At 29.7% G+C, this 20,236-nt stretch carries 19 protein-coding genes; 14 read left to right on the forward strand and 5 right to left on the reverse strand.

Annotation, left to right across the window (positions count from 1 at the left end; genetic code table 11):
• Window positions 1-70: 70 nt before the first annotated feature.
• The 14 genes from G4D72_RS00070 to G4D72_RS00135 all read left to right on the forward strand — a co-directional run bounded on the left by G4D72_RS00070 (window position 71) and on the right by G4D72_RS00135 (window position 14,394).
• A complete protein-coding gene (locus tag G4D72_RS00070; protein ID WP_166075535.1) occupies window positions 71-1,477 on the forward strand; it encodes an ArnT family glycosyltransferase in 1,407 nt (468 codons plus the stop codon).
• On the forward strand, window positions 1,477-2,463 hold the full coding sequence (locus G4D72_RS00075; RefSeq protein WP_166075536.1) for a polysaccharide deacetylase family protein: 987 nt from the start codon (window positions 1,477-1,479) through the stop codon (window positions 2,461-2,463). Before G4D72_RS00070 ends, G4D72_RS00075 begins: the two co-directional genes overlap by 1 nt.
• A 1-nt stretch (window position 2,464) precedes the next feature.
• On the forward strand, window positions 2,465-3,385 hold the full coding sequence (locus G4D72_RS00080; RefSeq protein ID WP_166075537.1) for a GNAT family N-acetyltransferase: 921 nt from the start codon (window positions 2,465-2,467) through the stop codon (window positions 3,383-3,385).
• A 1-nt stretch (window position 3,386) separates the two neighbouring features.
• Window positions 3,387-4,430, forward strand: a complete 1,044-nt coding sequence (locus tag G4D72_RS00085; protein ID WP_166075538.1) for a glycosyltransferase — start codon at window positions 3,387-3,389, stop codon at window positions 4,428-4,430.
• Window positions 4,431-4,488: 58 nt separating this feature from the next.
• Complete coding sequence (locus tag G4D72_RS00090) at window positions 4,489-5,562, forward strand: polysaccharide biosynthesis protein (RefSeq protein ID WP_166075539.1); 1,074 nt, start codon at window positions 4,489-4,491, stop codon at window positions 5,560-5,562.
• Window positions 5,555-6,277: a class I SAM-dependent methyltransferase gene (locus tag G4D72_RS00095; RefSeq protein ID WP_166075540.1), complete on the forward strand. Its 723-nt coding sequence runs from the start codon at window positions 5,555-5,557 to the stop codon at window positions 6,275-6,277. Before G4D72_RS00090 ends, G4D72_RS00095 begins: the two co-directional genes overlap by 8 nt.
• On the forward strand, window positions 6,277-7,800 hold the full coding sequence (locus G4D72_RS00100) for a B12-binding domain-containing radical SAM protein (RefSeq protein WP_166075541.1): 1,524 nt from the start codon (window positions 6,277-6,279) through the stop codon (window positions 7,798-7,800). The genes G4D72_RS00095 and G4D72_RS00100 overlap by 1 nt, the downstream gene beginning before the upstream one ends.
• A complete protein-coding gene (locus tag G4D72_RS00105; protein ID WP_235922413.1) occupies window positions 7,800-8,462 on the forward strand; it encodes a methyltransferase in 663 nt (220 codons plus the stop codon). The genes G4D72_RS00100 and G4D72_RS00105 overlap by 1 nt, the downstream gene beginning before the upstream one ends.
• A gap of 107 nt (window positions 8,463-8,569) precedes the next feature.
• Entirely contained in the window at window positions 8,570-9,886 is a 1,317-nt protein-coding gene (locus G4D72_RS00110; protein ID WP_166075543.1) for a serine hydrolase domain-containing protein, read from the forward strand.
• A 25-nt stretch (window positions 9,887-9,911) separates the two neighbouring features.
• Window positions 9,912-10,199: a nucleotidyltransferase family protein gene (locus G4D72_RS00115; protein ID WP_166075544.1), complete on the forward strand. Its 288-nt coding sequence runs from the start codon at window positions 9,912-9,914 to the stop codon at window positions 10,197-10,199.
• Entirely contained in the window at window positions 10,189-10,533 is a 345-nt protein-coding gene (locus G4D72_RS00120; RefSeq protein WP_166075545.1) for a HepT-like ribonuclease domain-containing protein, read from the forward strand. The genes G4D72_RS00115 and G4D72_RS00120 overlap by 11 nt, the downstream gene beginning before the upstream one ends.
• 21 nt (window positions 10,534-10,554) lie before the next feature.
• Window positions 10,555-11,670 carry a lipid-A-disaccharide synthase gene (gene lpxB / locus G4D72_RS00125; protein WP_166075546.1) on the forward strand — a complete coding sequence of 372 codons (1,116 nt, stop codon included), beginning with the start codon at window positions 10,555-10,557 and terminating at the stop codon, window positions 11,668-11,670.
• 36 nt (window positions 11,671-11,706) lie between these two features.
• Window positions 11,707-12,378 carry a C40 family peptidase gene (locus tag G4D72_RS00130; protein WP_166075547.1) on the forward strand — a complete coding sequence of 224 codons (672 nt, stop codon included), beginning with the start codon at window positions 11,707-11,709 and terminating at the stop codon, window positions 12,376-12,378.
• A gap of 6 nt (window positions 12,379-12,384) precedes the next feature.
• Window positions 12,385-14,394 (forward strand): ComEC/Rec2 family competence protein, encoded by a 2,010-nt coding sequence (locus G4D72_RS00135; protein WP_166075548.1) that lies wholly within the window; start codon window positions 12,385-12,387, stop codon window positions 14,392-14,394.
• Between the two features lie 2 nt (window positions 14,395-14,396).
• Here the strand turns inward: G4D72_RS00135 and G4D72_RS00140 are convergent, their stop codons facing one another.
• From G4D72_RS00140 to G4D72_RS00160, 5 genes are all read right to left on the reverse strand, one after another.
• Window positions 14,397-15,680 carry a S8 family peptidase gene (locus G4D72_RS00140; protein WP_166075550.1) on the reverse strand — a complete coding sequence of 428 codons (1,284 nt, stop codon included), beginning with the start codon at window positions 15,678-15,680 and terminating at the stop codon, window positions 14,397-14,399.
• Window positions 15,681-15,933: 253 nt separating this feature from the next.
• Window positions 15,934-16,392, reverse strand: coding sequence for a thioredoxin family protein (locus G4D72_RS00145; RefSeq protein WP_166075551.1), 459 nt, complete (start codon window positions 16,390-16,392; stop codon window positions 15,934-15,936).
• A gap of 59 nt (window positions 16,393-16,451) precedes the next feature.
• Window positions 16,452-17,954 carry a peptide MFS transporter gene (locus tag G4D72_RS00150; protein ID WP_166075552.1) on the reverse strand — a complete coding sequence of 501 codons (1,503 nt, stop codon included), beginning with the start codon at window positions 17,952-17,954 and terminating at the stop codon, window positions 16,452-16,454.
• 22 nt (window positions 17,955-17,976) lie between these two features.
• Complete coding sequence (locus G4D72_RS00155; protein ID WP_166075553.1) at window positions 17,977-18,906, reverse strand: GYDIA family GHMP kinase; 930 nt, start codon at window positions 18,904-18,906, stop codon at window positions 17,977-17,979.
• 17 nt (window positions 18,907-18,923) lie between these two features.
• A complete protein-coding gene (locus G4D72_RS00160) occupies window positions 18,924-20,228 on the reverse strand; it encodes a hydroxymethylglutaryl-CoA reductase, degradative (protein ID WP_166075554.1) in 1,305 nt (434 codons plus the stop codon).
• Between the last annotated feature and the right edge of the window lie 8 nt (window positions 20,229-20,236).

Consider the following 20,236-nt stretch of genomic DNA (forward strand, 5'->3'; position numbering starts at 1 on the left):
TATAAATTGAAAAAAATAAAAGTAAAAAAGTTAAAATAGCACACGAATTAATGAAGTTTAATTACAAATTATGACAAAAAAACACATCCTATATTTTATTCTAATATTTTTTTGGATTATTTGTTATTTTGGACTCCAATTCGATGGTTTATACGGACAAGATGCCTATGAGTATTTGCGTTACACAGAAGCTTTAAAGTATTATTTTAAAACTGGAAAATCACCAGGTGATTATTTTTGGGGCGTTTACTATCCGCTTTTTGGTAGTTTTCTATCATTTATTATTGGAAATTCCGCTTTGGCTTTACAACTTATTTCATGCTTTTCATTATTAGTATCTTTTCTATACCTGAATAAAATTATCGAATTAATTTATAAAGAAAAAACAAATCAATATATCACATTTTTGTTCTTTTGTATGTCGCCAATTATACTAATCCATAGTTTTTTGGTAATGTCAGACATGTTAACCTGTGCTTTGCTACTTGTTTCCATTTATTATTTTTTTTCTTATTTATCTTACTCCAAAAAAAGTTCGTTTTTATTCGGAGTTGCATTTTGTTTAATAGCTATACTTACCAGATATGCAGTTGCAGTTATTTTGTTTCCAATATGTCTTATAGTTTTATTTCAACTTATAGCAAGAAAGCATTTTAAATTAGTAGCTTATTCAATTCCTTTAATCATCGCACTCTCTTTACCACATGTTTTAGTGAAGTCTCAAAATAGTTTAAATTTTTTATCTCATAATTGGCTTACCTCATGGGATTTTTTAAATTTATTTAAAAGTCATTTTATTACAGTTGATGGGGAAAATTCTAATAATTGTATCAATTTAATTTATGTTTTTTTTCAAATAGTTCATCCAGCATTTTTTGTCTTCGGAATACCACTTATCATATACTATTTGAAAAAAAGAAGATTTATCCTTACTAAATACCAAAAGATATTACTAATTGCAATAGTATTATATGCTTTGTTTTTAGGAGGAATTCCTTTTCAAAACAAACGATTTTTAATTCAGTCTTTTCCATTACTACTACTTTTTATTTATCCGTATTTGCAGAAAATAATTTTAAAACTTAAAAAACAAAATATTGTTTTTTCTATACTATTTTTAATTCAAATTACACTTGCTATTTATGTTGGTAAACAATACTATGATAGAAATCTGTTAGAAAAAGCAATAGTAAACGTGATGAAACCGTATCAAAACAAAACGTTATATGTATTTGACATTGATGTTGCAATGAAAGGGCGAGGATTGCAGTTTAATTATAAAAACTTATTCTCAGATAAATATATCAAATTTGAAAAGGATGCTTTAGTTTTGATAAATGAAAAGCAATTAGAAAAACAATGGAAAGGAAAAAATCCATTAATTAATTGGGAAAATATTCAAAAAAAGTGTGTACTTGTTAAATTAAAAACATCTGATAAAAATTGGAGTTTGTATAAAATTAGCGCATTAAAATAATGATTTGGATCAAAATTAAATACAGATTTTATTTATACGTACATACTTTTTTGTTCCAATTAGGTTTTGCAAATAGGTTGCTTAAAAACCGTTTTGGCGAACGAATTATAGTTTTCCATGGCATTGATGAAACTGGAGAAACTAAATACAATAGTCGGTTCCATTCTGTTCAATTTTTTGAAAAGTTTATTCAATATGTAGTAGCTAATTATAATGTTATTTCATTAGAGGATTTTTATGCTAAAAAATTTAAGCCAAACACTCTAAATATTGCGATTACTTTTGATGACGGATATTTGAACAATTACAAATATGCAGTGCCAATTTTAGAAAAATATGAAGTACCTGCTACTTTTTTCATTACTACAATTCAAAATAAGGCGAATTATTTATGGCCCGATTTTTTAGATTTAGTTTCTTTTTATACCTCAAAAAATGAAATAATTTTTGAAAATAATCTTTATGTTAAAAACAAAAAAAAAGAGTTTGTTTTTAATGGTGTTTCCTTAAAAAACAGGTGCAAAAAATTAACTTTTGATGAACTAAAATCTATATTTACTATCTTCGAAGAAGAATGGGAAAAAATTCAAAAAAAACCATTAGAAGATTATTGGCAATTAATGAATGATACTCAAATCAATTTAATCGCCAAAAATAAACTTTTTACAATTGGATCACATAGTTATACACATGCAAATTTGACTATGATTCCTTTTGAAGAAGCCAAATTTGAAATTTTAAAAGGGAAAGAAATTTTAGAGACTATTGGTTCAAAATCTATTGTAGAGTTCGCTTTTCCTTTTGGTAGTTATAACTTAGAATTAGTTAATTATTGTCGAAATATTGGTTTTAAAAGAGTACTTTTAGTTGACTACAACTCTGAAAAGGATCAAAGAATTGCAGCATTAAAAAGTAGATTTGTAATGAATCCGTATGTTGGTTTTGAAATGCAAATACTGTATTTGTTAAAAGGAAAATATGTTTGATATGGACGATTTACAATTTACTTACAAAAGATTAGAAGACCATTTATTTGAAGATGTTCAATTTTTGTTTCTGACTGTTTTTAACAAGAAAAAATCAATTACCTATTTAAAAAACAAATACAACACGTCTTTTTTAGGAAGTAAATACATTTGTTATTTGGCCTATCACAATAATCAACCGGTAGCTTTTTACGGAACAATTCCGCAACAATTCACCTCAAATTCAAAGTCAATTTTAGTGGCACATGCTTGTGATTCATTTACATTAAAGAATTTTCAAGGCAAAGGATTACATTATAATTTAGCTATGAAATCCTATGAGTTAATGAAAGCTGAAGGCATTAAGTTTGTGTATGCTTATCATAGTGAAAATACTTATTTTAGTACAAAAAAGCTAGGTTGGTTAGAACATAAAAATATGAAAAGGTTTCATTTTTATATTCATACAATTCCATTAGCTAAAGTAATTCAGAAATTAAATTTAGAAAGAATTTATACTAAGTTTTGTGCTGTTTATTTGAAGAAATATTTAAATAGTAAGGAAACTGACAGTTCATCAAAAAAGTTAAAACAAGCCTACAATAAAGATTTTATTAAATATAAAAATGGTTTTAATTCGCATTATTTTATTCAATTGAATTCTTGTAGCTTTTGGATTAAAATAGATGCTGTTTTACATGTTGGTTTTTTTACATGTGATACGGATGAAAATTTCAAAAAAGCCATTAGCAAATTAAAAAAAATCGCCTTTTTTTTAGGTGTAAATGAAATATTATTTCAGGTTTTAGAGGATTCTAAAGAGTTTCAATTTCTTTCAAAGTTAGAAAAAGGAAAACCTTCTTGGCTAATTGGTTATTTACCATTTGACACCATTAATTTAAATGATGTAGAATTTAATTATGCCGATTTAGATACTTTTTAATTTGAAAAATACACTTAAACATATCGTTTTTTTAACACCTGGTTTTGCTCAAAATGAACAAGACACGACTACTATTCCTGCACTACAAGAATATATTTTTGCTTTAAAAAAAGAGCAACCCGAATTAAAAATTACAATAATTGCGTTTCAATTTCCATTTACAAAATCCAGTTACGATTGGCATAATTGTAATGTCATTCCTTTAAATGGTAAAAATAAAAAATGGAAAAAGATTCTAATTTGGAATTCCGCTTTTCAGTCATTAAAGAAACTAAATAAAAAACAACCCATTTCCATAATTCATAGTTTTTGGTTGGGTGAATGTGCTTTTGTAGGGAATTTATTTTCAAACAGATTCAGAATAAAACACATTTGCACTCTCATGGGACAAGATGTAAAGAAAAAAAATTTCTATTTAAAATTGCTTCCTTTACAAAACATGAATCTGATTTGTTTGAGTACGTTTCAAAAACAATACCTTCTAGGAAACGATTCATTTCAACCCAAAATTATTCCTTGGGGAATTACCAAAACTAAGTTTTTACCGTCAACACAAAAAACCATTGATATAATTGGTGTAGGTTCTTTAATACCAGTAAAAAATTATGAACTTTTTATCGATATTATTTTTGAAATACATAAAACATTGCCACTAAAAGTAGTTTTACTTGGCGATGGAAAGGATAAAGAAAAACTTCAGAAAAAAATTAAGCAATTACAACTGGAAAATGCTATAACATTAACCGGGAAATTATCCTATATAAAAACTTTAGAATACATTTCAAAAGCTAAAGTACTTTTGCATACCAGTCATTTTGAAAGTTTCGGTATGATATTTCCGGAGGCATTAGAAAGTAAAACTCTTATTGTCTCTAAAAATGTGGGTTGTGCGTTTCCTTCGGAAAATTGGTTTATTGCAGAAACAATTGAAGAAATGATTTTGGCTTGTAAAAAAGGATTAATTTCATCGTTTGCAACTAATTGTGATAATCCATTTTTGATAGAAAAGACAGTTGAAAATTATCTAAAAGTATATAATGAATAGGTATTTGCAATTATTTTTCAGTTTGCTAAAAATGGTTTCTGTGCCACTTTTAAATTTTTTGACACTATTTATAGGGATTAAATTTTATGGTAAAGAAAATTGGGGCGAATTCATTTCTATTTCGATTTGGATTTATTTTATCGCGTTTGTGGCAAAGTGGTCGGGTCAACACTATTTAATTAAAGAGTTAAGCAAAAACGTATCCAATTATTTAAGTGTTTTTTATTCTAATCTTTTTGAAAGAGCCTTTTTATTATTGCCCAGTTTGGTGTTGTTTTTCTTATTGCCTGTTCCATTAGCTTGTTCGGCATTACTTACTTTATTGTTGCTTTTTGTGTCTACAAGTTTTGAAACACTACTTATTTTTAAACAAAAGTTACAACTTCATTTTTTTATTGAACTTGCAGGAATTGTGTCACTTTTTACTGGTTTTTATTTATTTCCTGAATTTAATTTAACGACCATTTTTTATCTGTTTTCAGCAAGTTATTTAGTGAAAATTATTTTGGTAGTAACATGTGTTAGACTTTCGTGTCAACCTGTTTTTTTGAGTTTTTCATTACGAAATTTAATCAAAACTTTTCCCTACTTTTTAATTGGTTTTAGTGGATGGTTGGCGTCTAAATGTGATATTTATGTGGTGAGTATTTTTTTCACAAAAAAAGAAATTTCAGAATATCAGATTCTTATGTCGAGTTTTCTAATGCTACAAGCTTTACCTGCGTATTTAATTTTACCAATAACTACTCATTTATTCCGTATGTCGGATGTTTCTACTAATAAAATACAAAGAAAAATAAGTTGGTTAGCCTTGCCAATTGTAGCTTTTTTTAGTCTAGTAATTTGGTGTATACTCGTATTTTTTATGCATATAAAGTTTTCTTTTTTAATTTACTTTTTTGCCGCTCTTTCTTGTTTGCCCACTTTTTTTTATACGGTAGAAGTCACACGCCTTTATAAACAAAATAAGGAAAAAACTATAATGTATTCTTGTTTTATGCTGTTTTTAGTAACGCTTTTTTTTATGTGGCTGTTGCTTCCAATATTTAAAATATTAGGAATGGTTTTGTCGGTTTGTATTGCACAATGGGTATATTTGTTTTTTATTTATAAAAGGTCTAAAAATGTTTAAAAAGTGGTGGTCTAAATCGGTCCAAAAAATAAAACAAGATGATTTTATTTCAAGACTACGTTGTTCAGTGATTGGCGAAGGCATGTTGCACGAAGGAAATATTTTCTTACTGGATTACGCCATTCAAAACATGCCTAACGAAGGAATTGTTCTAGAAATAGGATGTTATGGTGGCCTTTCTACAAATTTAATTATACATTTATTAAAAAAACACAAAAAAGGGAATCCATTTATGGGATGTGATGCTTGGGTTTACGAAGGATATCACGATCATTTAGGAAATAAGGATACTTATATTGACGGCAGAATCGATATTAGTAGAACTGCTTATACGCAATACATTAAAAACGCTTTTATCACATCAACTTTATTTTTACATGCTAAAAATTTACCACATACTTGTCATTTAACATCTGATCTTTTTTTTGATAAATGGCAACATAATGAAGTTTTTACGGATGTATTTGATAGAGATTTTAAAATTAACGAAAGAATTGCTTTTGCTTATATAGATGGTGATCATTCTTATGAACAAACCAAAAAAGATTTTGAAAATGTTGCTTCAAGATTAATGGTTAACGGCTATGTCTTAATAGATGATTCAGCTAAAAACATGACTTTTGGAAGCGCGAAATTTATTAAGGAAATTCAAAAAAATAAAGATTTCAAATTAATCGATTCAAATCCCAATTTTCTATTTCAAAAAATAAACTAATGCCCACTAACAAAATCATCCTATTCAACCCAAAAAGTGCCAACAGTAAGCACCGAATTCCCAATTCTATTTTACAAGTTGGAGCATCTATTCATGGTAAATATGACTATGTTTTTGTAGATGGAAATTTAGAAGAAAATCCTTGGCAAACCATTAAAAATTATCTTAATACTGGTGAATTTAAATATTTTGGCTCTACCGTTATGCCTGGCCCACAATTACGTCAAGCGATTCCGTTTACCAAAAAAATCAAAGAACAATTTCCTGATGTTACAACTATTTGGGGTGGTTATTTTGCTTCTAATCAATATCAAGTTTCTCTAAATTCTGGTTATGTAGATTATGTAATTAATGGACCGGGCGATAACACTTTTCCCGAATTAATCACTGCGATCGAAAGTGATAATTTAGAAAAAATTGCTTCTATAAAAAATTTAATCTATAAAAATGAAAATGGCGAAATTATAAAAACTGCGGTTGAAGCCTTATTAGATCAGGATACACTTCCAAAATTTCCATATGAGTATTTAGATACTTTTTATTCGGTTAGGAAGTATCTGGCTAAAACCTTCATGGGAAACCAAACCTTATCGTATCATTCCAGTATGGGTTGCCCGTTTTCTTGTTCGTTTTGTGCTGTTGTGCCTATTTATAATGCGAAGTGGAAAGGCATGTCGGCGTCTCGAATTTATGAAGATGTAAAATATTTCAAAGAAAAATATAACATTGATGCTATAGAATTTCATGACAATAATTTTTTCACCTCCAAAAAAAGAGTGTTAGAGTTTTCGGAATTAATAGTAAATGATAACATTAGTTATTGGGGTGAAGGACGAATTGATACCATTAACATGTATTCTGATGAGGACTTAAAACTGATGCGAAAAGCGGGTTGTAAAATGATTTTTCTTGGAGCAGAAACCGGTAATGATGTCGTTTTAAAACAAATGAATAAAGGCGGTACACAAACTGGACAAATGATTAAAGATTTTGTGTTGCGAATGAAAAATGCAGATATAATTCCGGAATTGTCTTTTGTTTTGGGAATGCCTGCGCCAACTGAAAAAGAAGTATACGATCAAATTTTGTGGGATATTAATTTTATTAAAGAAATCAAACAAATTAATCCGAATGCAGAAATTATTATTTACTTGTTTAGTCCAGTTCCAACTGAAGGCTCCGATTTGTACCAACAAATTTTAGCTGCCGGGTTTTCGTTTCCAGAACAATTAGAAGATTGGATTTCTCCAAGTTGGGAAAATTTCGACCTGAGAAAAAATCCCTTAACGCCTTGGTTAAAACCCTATATGATTGATACGATTAAAAATTTCGAAACGGTTTTAAATGGCTATTATCCAACCGTTTCCGATTTCAGAATTGCAGGATATAAAAAAACTATTTTAAAAACAGTTTCTAGTTTAAGATATAATACAGGCATTTATCATTTTCCATACGAAATCAAAGCTTTACATAAATTATGGAAATACCGTCAACCTGAAATAGAAGGTTTTTATTCGGAATGATGAGAAATTTTATAAAAAAAATAACGCATCCTTTTTTAAAATATGGTTTAAAATTATTCTATTCTAAACCAAGAACTTATTGTTATGACAACATTTGTATTAAAGTACATCCCGATGTATTTCCGCCACATTTAACAATAAGCACTAAAATACTGTTAGATTTTATAAAACCCATCAATTTAAAAACTAAAACGTTATTAGAATTAGGTTGTGGTAGTGGCATCATTTCTTTACTTGCAGCCCAAAAAGGAGCCAATGTAACCGCCACTGATATTAATGAAACAGCATTAAACTATCTTAAATTAAATGCAACGAAAAACAAGTTAAATGTAAACGTTGTTTCCTCCGATTTGTTTGAAAAATTAGAAAATAATACTTTTGATTACATCATTATAAATCCGCCTTATTATCCCAAAAAAGCAAAAAATATTAAAGAACAAGCTTGGTTTTGTGGCGAAAACTTTGAGTATTTTGAAAATTTATTTCAACAATTACCAAGTTTCCTAAACCAGAATAATTTTTGTTTTATGATTCTGTCTCAAGATTGTGAAATTGAAAAAATTATTCAAATAGCAGCAAAGAATCATGTAAACTTTCAACTTATTTTTAATAAAAAAAGTAATTTTGAAATGAACTATATTTATCAAATTACTAAAGCGTGAATCATCGAAATTTTCTAATGTAAATCATACTATTTTATAAAAAAAATCGTTTAAAAGAAGTGTAACATTTTAAAAAATTCACACACAAATTACAAAACATAAAAATTATGAAAAAACAGCTTTCTATTTTATTTTTATTGCTTTCACTAAGTACTTTTGCCCAAGAGTTAACGGCAAGTTTAGGTCGAATTGATAGTCTTTTAACGCATTTGAATGAATATGATAAGTTTATGGGTTCGCTTTGTATCATGCAGGGTGATGAAGTAGTTTTTAAACAAGCTTATGGTTATTCTGAAGCCACAAAAGGTATTCGAGCTACAGTTGGTACAAAGTATAAAATTGGTTCTATAACAAAAACTTTTACAGCGACTATGATTATGCAGTTGGTAGAAGAGAAAAAAATTCTGCTAACAACAAAATTAAATCGTTTTTTTCCTAAAATTGACAATGCCGAGAAAATCACCATCGAACAATTACTGTATCAAAGAACCGGAATTAAAGACTATGCAAATGCAGATGCGACTTTAACAGATGTTTTAGATAAGCCCAACATGAGAGCGCTAATTATGAAGAAAATTGAAAGTTACACGTCTACTTTCGAACCCGATTCTAAACATGAATACAGCAATTCTAACTATTTTATTTTAGGTGAAATTATCGAAAAAGTAACCAAAAAAACCTATGCAGAAAATTTAAAAAATAGAATTACAGGAAAATTATATTTAAAAAACACGTATTATACCACTGAAAAAACGGATGTGACAAAAAGAGAAAGTTATTCGTATACTTTTAATGGAGAATATTGGGACAAAGTGGACGAATGGAACAATGATATTGCTTTTTCTTCAGGCGGAATTATTTCTACACCAGAAGATTTAACCAAATTTATTCGTGAGCTATTAAAAGGAAAGTTGCTTTCACCTGCATCAGTGGAATTGATGAAAACTTTAAAAGATACATACGGAATGGCGTTAATTCGTTTTCCTTTTGGTGAAAGAAAGTTTTTTGGACATAACGGAAGAATTGAAGGTTTTGAAGCTACTATGGGATATTACCAGCAAGACGACATGACGATTTCATTAATTTCAAACGGTGTAAATTATAGTCAAAATGATATTATGTTGGGTATTTTGAGTATTTACTACAAATCACCTTATCGTTTTCCGGTTTTTGAAACCTTAAATCCGGAGAAAATTAAAGATTATGTAGGAACTTATGCTTCAAAAGATATTCCTTTGAAAGTTAAAATTTTCGAAAAAAGTGGCGCATTATATGGTCAAGCAACCGGGCAACCAGAATTTCCAATGACTTATGCAAGTGAAGACCTTTTTTATTTTCAAGCTGGTGGAATTGAAATGGAATTCTCCAAAAATAGTTTTGTTTTAAAACAAGGTCAGAAAAAATTTAATTTCACGAAAGAATAGATTTTTTATTTATTTTTGTATTTGTATGATATCAACGGAACAAAGAAATATTATAATTGAAACGCTAAAGCCATATAATCCAAAAAAAATTGGAATATTTGGTTCCTTTGCACGTAATGAAAATAATGAATCCAGTGATATTGATGTTTTATATGAATTTAATACAACAATTAGACTTTTTTCTCTTATCGCGTTAAAAGAAGAATTAGAAAAGAAACTAAATAAAAAAGTTGATTTAGTTTCTGAAAAATATCTTAATCCAAAATTAAAGTCAAAAATTTTAAACGAATTAAATTTAATTTATGGACAATAAAGATGTTTTTAGGTTAGAACATATTTTAGAAAGTATAAATAAAATTCAATATCTTGTATCGAAATTAAATTCTTTAGAAAATTTTGAAAAGGAATGGATTGAACAAGACGCTTTAATTAGAAATTTTGAAATTATTGGACAGGCTTCCAATCATGTTTCAAACGAAATTAAGGAAAAACATTCAGAAGTTTCTTGGAAAGAATTAAAAGGAATGAGAAATTTTATTACTCATGAATACTTTGGATTACAATTAGATACCATTTGGGAAACTGCCGTTTATGATTTACCAATACTACAATCTCAGATTCAAAAAATTATTGAATCATTGAATTAATTTTTTGAATAAAAACTACAAATGAAATATTACATCATAGCTGGTGAAGCATCTGGAGACTTACACGGTTCTAACTTAATGAAGGCTATTTTAGCAAAAGATCCAACCGCAGAAATTCGTTTTTGGGGTGGCGATTTAATGCAAAATGTAGGCGGCACTTTAGTGAAACATTACCGCGATTTAGCTTTTATGGGTTTTGCTGAGGTAATTATGAATTTACGAACCATTTTAGGGAATATTTCGTTTTGTAAGAAAGATATTTTGCAGTTTCAACCTGATACTATTATTTATATCGATTACCCAGGCTTCAATATGCGAATTGCGAAATGGGCTAAGAAACTAGGTATTCAAAATCAATATTATATTTCGCCTCAAATTTGGGCTTGGAAAGAAAATCGCATCAAAGATATCAAACGCGATGTAGATAAAATGTATGTGATTTTACCTTTCGAAAAAGATTTCTACGAGAAAAAACATAATTTTCCTGTTGAATTTGTAGGTCATCCATTAATTGATGCCATTTCGAACAGAGAAAAAACAACTTTTGAAAAATTTACTTCAGAACATAAATTATCGCAAAAACCTATTATAGCTTTATTGCCAGGAAGCAGAAAACAAGAAATTGAAAAAATGCTTTCTATTATGCTTTCTGTAGTCGATACATTTTCCGAATATCAATTTGTAATTGCTGGCGCTCCAAGTCAGGATTATGAATTTTATCAGCAATTTTTAACTACAGAAAATGTCAATTTTGTAAGTAATAAAACCTACGATTTGTTAAGCGTTTCTCACGCCGCTTTAGTTACTTCTGGAACGGCTACATTAGAAACCACCTTGTTTAAAGTACCACAAATTGTATGTTACAAAGCCAACAGAATTTCTTATGAAATTGCCAAACGGATAATTACTTTAAAATTTATATCTTTGGTTAATCTGATCATGGATCAAGAAGTAGTCAAAGAATTAATTCAATCGGAGTTACAAACTAAAAACTTAGAGCTAGAATTAAATAAAATTATTACTGGAAAACACAGACAAGAGATGTTGTCTCAATATGAAATTTTAGAACAAAAACTCGGTGGAGTAGGCGCTAGTGCCACCACTGCCGATTATATCATCAAAGCCATAAAAAAATAAATTAGTAAATTAGCTGCCATAAAAAAAATCAAAACCATGAGAAATTCTATTTACATATTCGCACTCACAATTTTCTTATACAGTTGTAAAACAGTTCAAAAACCTACAATTGTAACTTCTAAACAAGTAGCTCAAAAAACGGGAACGTATTCATTTACTGAAAAACCAGAATTGAATAAACCACCAAAACCGACTAAAAAAGAATTAAAAGCTATCGAAAAAGCTAAAAAAATAGCTTATAATGATAGTGTGGAAAAAGCCAAAATTAAAGTTGTGGTAGAAGAAGAAACTCCACAAGATTTCACACCCACTTTTGAAGTTTCCGATTATATTAAACAACAAATATTAAATGTTGCAGCCGAAAATTTAGGTTCACCTTATCGTGGTGGAGGATCTACTCCTGCTGGTTTTGATTGTTCTGGATTTGTAAATTACACGATGAGTCAGTTTGATATTGAGTTGCCAAGAAGTTCTCATGAAATGGCAAGAAGTGGAAAAAGAATTCTAAAAAAAGAAGCCAAAGCAGGCGATTTAATTTTCTTCAATACTAGCGGTGGTGGCGTTAGTCATGTTGGTATTGTTACCGAAAATAATGACGGAATTATAAAGTTTATTCATTCATCAACCAGTAGCGGTGTAATTTACTCATCAACGGCAGAAAGTTATTATGCCAGAACTTTTGTTGGTGTCAACAGGATACTTGAATAAATCCACATGAAGTTTATTAAGCTTCCAATTGTTCCTGTTTTAGCGGGATTAATAATTGGTATTTTAACTCAGCATTTTTACGATGTTTCTCTTTTTGCTATTCTAATTTTAATTTTTAGTAGTAGTTTAGGATGTTCCATTTTCTATTTCTTAAATACTAAGAAAAAAGTACAAAGCCTTTTTTTTGAAGTTTTTGTGATTTTGGTTAGTGTTTTTTTAGGTGTTTTTTCAGCTTATTTGCATAAAGAAATTAATTCTAAAAATCATTTTTCTACTTTCCTTTCGGATAAAAATATAGTTCAAGGGATTGTTACAGAAAAATTAAAATCGACTGTTTATTACAATAAATATATAGTAAAAACTACATCGGTTGACCATCAAAACTGCCAAGGAACATTCATATTTTATGTGCCAAAAAAGAGTAAAAAGCATATAGAGGTTGGTAATAAAATTAAGGTATTTGAAACGCCAACTTTACTGCAAAATTCGTTCAATCCACATCAATTTGATTATTCGAAATATTTACAAAATCAGAATATTTTTTACGAATTAAAACTCAAAACAAGCAAGACATTAGAGGTTTCTGTTGCGAATAATTTTTATCATTATATTAATTTTATTAAATCGAAATTATTAAAAAGTTATCCAATTGAAAGTTTCAAAAAAGACAATTACAACTTATTGATGGCCTTGCTTTTCGGAGAAAAAACCGAATTATCCAAAGAAATTAGTTCCAGTTATACAGAAGCTGGAATTATTCATATTTTGGCGATTTCAGGTTTACATATTGCTTTAATTTATGGTATTGTACTTTGGTTAACCAAACCCTTACAACGCTTACAAAAAGGGAAAGTTTATATATTTTTTATTTCATTAAGTGTGTTGTGGTTTTATGCTGTTTTAGCCGGATTTTCAGCTTCTATAGTTCGAGCAGCCGTAATGTTTTCAGTAATAGCTTTTGCTAAAATTTTAAATCGTCAATCTAATATCTATAATTCACTAGCGTTATCCGCACTAATTTTGTTGTTATATAATCCCAATTATTTGTTTGATGTTGGTTTTCAATTGAGTTTTGCAGCAGTTTTAAGTATCGTTATTTTTCAACCCTTCGTTAGAAAATTTAGTTATTCGAAATATTATATAGTGAGAGAAACAAAAGCGTTGTTACTAATTTCATTTGTAGCTCAAATAGGTGTTTTACCCTTAACTTTGTATTATTTTGGACAATTTCCTTTATTGTTTTTGTTGGCCAATTTAATTGCGATTCCACTATCTAGTGTGATTTTAGTTTTAGGATTGATAATGCTGCCCTTAAACTTTATAATTCCAGAAGCAGCAACTTATTTGGCTGTTTTATTAAATGCATTCATAGATTGGATGAATGCATTTACAACTTGGATAGTTCAGTTTGATGCTTTTATTATCCGAAACATTGCTTTTCATGAAATTTTAGTTGCGCTTTTATATCTCATTATGGCTTGTGTCATTTATTTTGTATACCATCCAAAAATTAAATTTATGATACCAATTTTGATTGCGATTATTATGTTTCAAATGGGTTATTTCTTTTTGAATATTACTGAAAAAAGCAATGATGAATTTGTAGTTTTTAATGTGATGAAAAACAATTTATTTGTAGAAACTAGAAATAACTTTGCTGTTTTTTACACAAATAATTTAGAAAAATCTCAACCCATTATTACCGCTTATACACGTGGAAAGTTTATTCAAAAGTATCGCGTTGATTCGATAAAAAATGTTTATGCTTTTAAAAGAAAAATTCTTTGTATTGATAGTTTAGGGGTTTATAATCCGAAACAAAAGCCAGAAATTATAGTGTTAGCTCAATCGCCAAAAATTAATTTAGAACGATTAATTTCTACCTTACATCCGAAACAAATAATTGCAGACGGATCTAATTATAAAAGCGATATCAAACTTTGGAAAGCAACTTGTAAGCAAGAAAAAATCCCTTTTCATGCTACAGCCGAAAAGGGATTTTATAGTTTAAAATAAAATTATCTTACTGCTATTTTGTACGTAGCTCCGTTGTAAGTTACGCTACCATTTTGAGCTGGTGCTGCATTTCTAACTTGCATTATACCTGCAACGTGTGGTGTAGCCATACTTGTTCCTGATAGTGTTGCATATCCGCCATTTTTGTATGTGCTATAAACACTAGAACCTGTCGCAATCCAATCTACAGTTGAAGTTCCAAAATTAGAAAAAGAACTACTAAATGTTTTAGAACATGTCATTGAAGCTACCGTATATATATTAGTTCCATTTAAACATCCTGGTTGATATAAAGTCGAACTTGCAGCATCATTTCCAGCTGCAATAGCAATTTTAGAAGTTACAGCTAATGAAGTCACTGCTGATTTATAAGATGAATTTGTAGCGCAGTTGCTACCAAAATAACCACCTAAACTCATATTTACTACATCGCCGGGAGCATCATAAGTTGCTACATGGTTAATTCCATTAATAATTACAGATGTTGAACTTCCGCCAGTTGCTCCGAAAACTCTAACTGGAACGACAGGTGCATTAGGTGCAACTCCAATTACTCCAATAGTGTTGTTTTTTGCTCCAATAGTACCAGCCACGTGCGTTCCATGCCCGTTTTCATCATCAGGAGTAGTAGTTCCTGTGGCAAAAGTTTTGGCATAGGTTGTGTTTGTAATCACGTTTAAATCTGGATGATCTAAATCAATACCCGAATCGATTACCCAAACCCATCGATCTGTACTAACAGTGGTTGCTGCTCCACCTGCATTGGTAATTCCGCAAGGAGTAGTTTGAGCTAATACAGCTTCTGTTGCATTACCAGTTTTCGATTCTTCTACTTGAAAAGTTGGAATTTCTTCAATTCTATCACATTCAATAAAGTTGATACTTGGGTTTCTTTTAAGTGTATTAAAAGCATCAGGTGCTAAATTTACTGTAAAGCCAACAAAAGTAGTTTTATGCTTAAATACTACAGCTGTTGATGGGATATTATTTTTCGCTAGCCAATTGTTTAATTCACCTTCAACAATTAGGTTTAGCGCTTCCATTTCTTGTGCTTTTGATTCTCTAGTTGAGTTCGCTTTCCATTCGAATCGTGCTCGAGCTGATTTTATTACCTCGTCTTTTAAGACAACGATATATTGGTTTGGAATAATTTTCCCCTCTAAACTAGAAGGCTCGGTAATTTTCTGTTGTGGATTTTCAACAATTTGTTCGTTTTTTTCGTTATTACATGACATTACCGAAAAGGTAAGGATCGCAATACACAATGGTTTTAAAATTTTTTTCATACAAATATTATTATTTTTTGGTTAGTTAATAAGGACTAAACTAAAAAATAATTATCATATTAATAATAAAAAACATTAAAAATTAATAAATAATCTATAAAAAACAAATTTTACAGATTAAATGTTAAAAAAAACACCAAAAAATGATATTTTATGTAATTGTAGGTAAAGTTATAATTTTATAGACTGGTGTAAAATAAAATTCCCTTTTCTAAAAATTTAAAAAAGGGAATGTAAATTGTAATTTGTTTTTTTACTTCGCTAGAAAAGTATTGGCATTAGTAATCCAATTTACGGCAGATTTGTCATACCCTAATGAACCTAAACCGGATAAATTCACTTTATTGTCATCGCCTTTTACAGGTTTTACAAACCAAACTGTAGGGTAACCTTGAATTCCGAAAGTTTGAGCCAATTGCTGGTTTTGTGATTTCAATACAGCATCTTGAGGTTTACTTCTAGGAAAATCTAATTCTACTAATATAACATTTTGTGTCGCCCAATTGGCAAATTCCGTGGTTTTTAAAACATCTTTTTGAAGTTTAATACACCAACCGCACCAATCTGAACCTGTGAAAAATAACATTAAAGGTTTGTTTTCTTTTAAAGCCTGTTCTGTTGCTTTTGCCATATCGGTATGCCAATTTAACTCTTGTGCTTGTGCTATAAATCCACTTAATAGGAATGTGAATATTAAAATTATTTTTTTCATTTTATTTTTCATTAAATTATGTTACAAATATATTCAATTATTATGCCTAAAAAAGTAAGTTACTTAACATCTTGCATTAATTTTTTTATCAAAGGCGATATAATTATTAAAATGACTCCAGCAATTAAAGCATAAATGGCCAATTGATAATAACCATCAGCATAGGTATTTAGTTTTTGTATGTTCGTGGCATTTTCAGATGCGCTAGCAATTCCAGCACCTAAAATTCCAGCAAAATATTGACCATAAGCACTTGCTAAAAACCACATTCCCATAATTACTGCCTGAGTTTTTTGAGGTGATAATTTTGTCATAGCACTCATTCCTATTGGGGACAAGCATAATTCTCCAAAAGTGATGATAAACCATCCAAAAGTAAATACATCTAATGAAGTTTTTCCTGACGCATCCGCAAAAAATTTAGTGTAATAGAAAATCCAAAAGCCACCAGCTAAAAACAAGAAAGCGATTCCGAATTTAACAATAGTGTTAGGTTCAATTTTTCTTTTTGCCATCCATAGCCATACCATTCCTATTAGAGCAGCAAAAGCGATTACAAAGAAAGAATTTGCCGAGTTATTCACCCCATTCGGATCGAGTTGTATACCTAAAACTGTTTGGTTTAAATTTTCTGCTGCGAAATCACTTAATGAACCGCCGCTTTGTTCGAAAAATGCCCAAAAGACAATAGAGAATAACATAAAAATTACTGCAGCAATTAATTTTTTATTTTCTGCTACAGAAAATCCTCTCATTTCATAAGCTAAATAAATAATAGAAATTGGACCAATGGCATACATGAAATAATCCGTGTAAACAGTATTAGAAACCATTGCAATAATGATTGGAACAATGAGAATTGATCCTAGATAAGTTAACCATTCATATAGCTTTCTTTTAGACGCACTAAGATGTAATAGTGGTGAAAGGCCAATTTCTCCTAAACTTTTTTGGGTTTGAAGGAAAGTTAAAAGACTAATTATCATTACAACTGCAGCCAAACCAAACGCAACATTCCATTTTAAATGATTTGGAATTAATGTTGTAAATATTTGATTTTTTCCGATAGCGATACATAAATATCCGCCAATTAATGCACCAAGATTTACACCTGCATAAAATAATGAAAAACCGGCATCTGTTCTTGTGTCGCATTCTCTATATAGTTTTCCAACCATTGATGAAATATTTGGTTTAAAAAAACCGGTTCCAACAATTGTAAAACTAACACCGACAAAGAAAAAAGTTTTTGGATTTACAGCTAAAATGACACTTCCAAGAATCATTAATAAGCCACCCCAAAAAAGCGATTTTCTAAACCCGAAAATTTTATCTGCAAACAAACCTCCAATAAACGTAAAAGCATATACCCAGGCTTGTGTAGCGCCATATTGTAAATTTGCAGTCTCTTTATCCATTAATAAATGGTGTACCATGTAGAAATACAACATGCCACGCATTCCATAAAAACTAAATCTTTCCCACATTTCTGAGAAAAATAAATACCACAATTGTTTGGGATATTTGCCTTTAAAATTTTGAATTTCTTCTATTGTTTGCATTTTTTTTATTTTAAAATTAGCATCAGATTGGGTGATCCATTATCATTTCTTGATACGGTAAAATTGTTTGATAGCCTTTTGATTTGAAATAATCGGTAGGGTTTTCTTCTGAAAGTACCATTACAAAATCGCCGCCCCAAGCACCTAAGCTTTTAATTGTACCTTTAAAATCGGAAAATAAACGTTCTTTCGTAGTTTGTGTTTCAAGAATATCACTCAGAATAATTTCATGATGTTCAATTAAATTTTTAGTAGTTTCGAAATCTTTAGAAAGTAAAATTTGGTTTGAAATTTCTGATATTGATGCTTTTTTTTGAGATAAAAATTGTTGTTTATTCATGTAGTTTTGAATGGCATGTCTGCTGTTTTGTTTTTTATTCAAATACACAAAGTAAATAGCATTTTTATAGGTTGGATTAAAGTTTACGACATGCACAACTGGTTTTTCATTTTCATTTAACTGATACATAATAGCTGTATCATGTTGTGCACATGCAATATCATAACCGCTTCCGCCGAAACTTTTTCTTAGTAACTCGAAAGCGTCAATTTGTAACCATTGTGCAATATTATTGATTAGTGTAGAGGAAGTCCCTAAACCCCAATTTCTTGGAAAAGTTAATTCGGTTTCAATTTTATAACCTGTTTGAGTTGTTAAAAAACTTGGATTTTGAAGATTTGCTTGGTGTAAAATTTCAACAAGCGTGTGTTTGATTGGGTGTTCTTCTTCAAAGTTTTTTTGTAAAAGGATGTCTTCGAAAGTTAATTCCGTTTCAAACCAGATACTTTTATCCGCATCAAAACTTGTCCAAATTATTTTTTTTTCTTCTAAAGATGAAACCGTTAAAGTTTGTCCGAATTTTGTTGGCAATGCTAAAGCTTTGGCACCATTTAAAACCAAATATTCTCCTGTAATTAGCAGTTTTCCGTTAGAGTAGAATGTTTTTTTCACTTGGTTCTTTTTACTTTTCACTTGGCTCTTAAGTTCTCCAAAAAATCCACTACTAAATTATGTGAAGCCGTTTGATTTTCAAAATGTGCAATAGCTAGTCGTTTTTCTTCTTTTGTGGCTTGGTGTTGGTTTAAAATATTATTAAGGTGCATTTTCATATGTCCTTGTTGAATTCCAGATGTAGTTAATGAACGTAAAGCGGCGAAATTTTGTGCTAAACCTGCAACGGCAACAATTTCCATTAGTTCAGTAGCAGATGGATTGCCTAACATTTCCAGAGAAAATTTCACTAATGGATGTAAATTGGTTAATCCGCCCACTGTTCCTAATGCTAACGGTACATCTAGCCAAAAAGTAAATATGCCGTTTTCAATTTTAGCATGGGATAAACTGGTGTATTTTCCATCTTTACTTGCGAAGGCATGAACGCCAGCTTCAATAGCTCTGAAATCGTTACCAGTTGCTAAAACAACTGCGTCGATTCCGTTCATGATGCCTTTGTTGTGCGTTACTGCTCTAAAAGGTTCTACTTCAGCTATTTTAACAGCCGTTACAAACTTCTCTGCAAATTCACTTGATGTAATGTTCGCATCTTCATTTAATTCAGATACTGGACAAGAAACTTCTGCTCTAACTACGCAATTTGGTACAAAATTGCTTAAAATACTCATGATAATTTGAATGGAAGGTAAACCGAAATTTTCTGAGTTGTTTTTAAAAGTTTTAGCAAATTGTTCTAAACACGAATTGATAAAATTAGCACCCATGCTATCTTTTGTTTCAAAAGTAGCATGTAATTGGTAGTAATTTTCTAATATTTCTGTTTTGTCAATTAATTCTATCTTAGAAATACCGCCGCCACGTTTTTGCATGTTTTTGGTAATTTCTTCCGTTTCAGTAAGTAATACAGGTTGTATGAAGTTAAAATATTCTTTTAATTTTTGTTTATCGCCTTCATATAGAAAATGCACTTGCCCGATTTTTTCGGTTCCTAAAATTGTAGTTTTAAATCCGCCACGAGCGCCCCAAAACTTAGCGGCTTTACTGGCAGCTGCTACAACAGAACTTTCTTCAACAGCAAATGGAATTGTAAAATTTTTACCATTTATGTTGAAGTTGGGTGCTACACCTAAAGGCAAATAAAAATTAGTCAGTGTGTTTTCAATAAATTCGTCGTGAAGTTTTTGCAGTGCTTCATTTGAATTTTGATATTGATTTAAAACAGAAATTGCTTCTTTTGGGTTGGCAAAATATTGATTGGCAATCCAATTAATTTTTTCTTCTTTTGTTAGTTTTGAAAAACCTATTTTATTTTCAGTCATTTGTTACG

The organism is Flavobacterium difficile, from assembly GCF_011392115.1.
Classification (GTDB): domain Bacteria; phylum Bacteroidota; class Bacteroidia; order Flavobacteriales; family Flavobacteriaceae; genus Flavobacterium; species Flavobacterium difficile.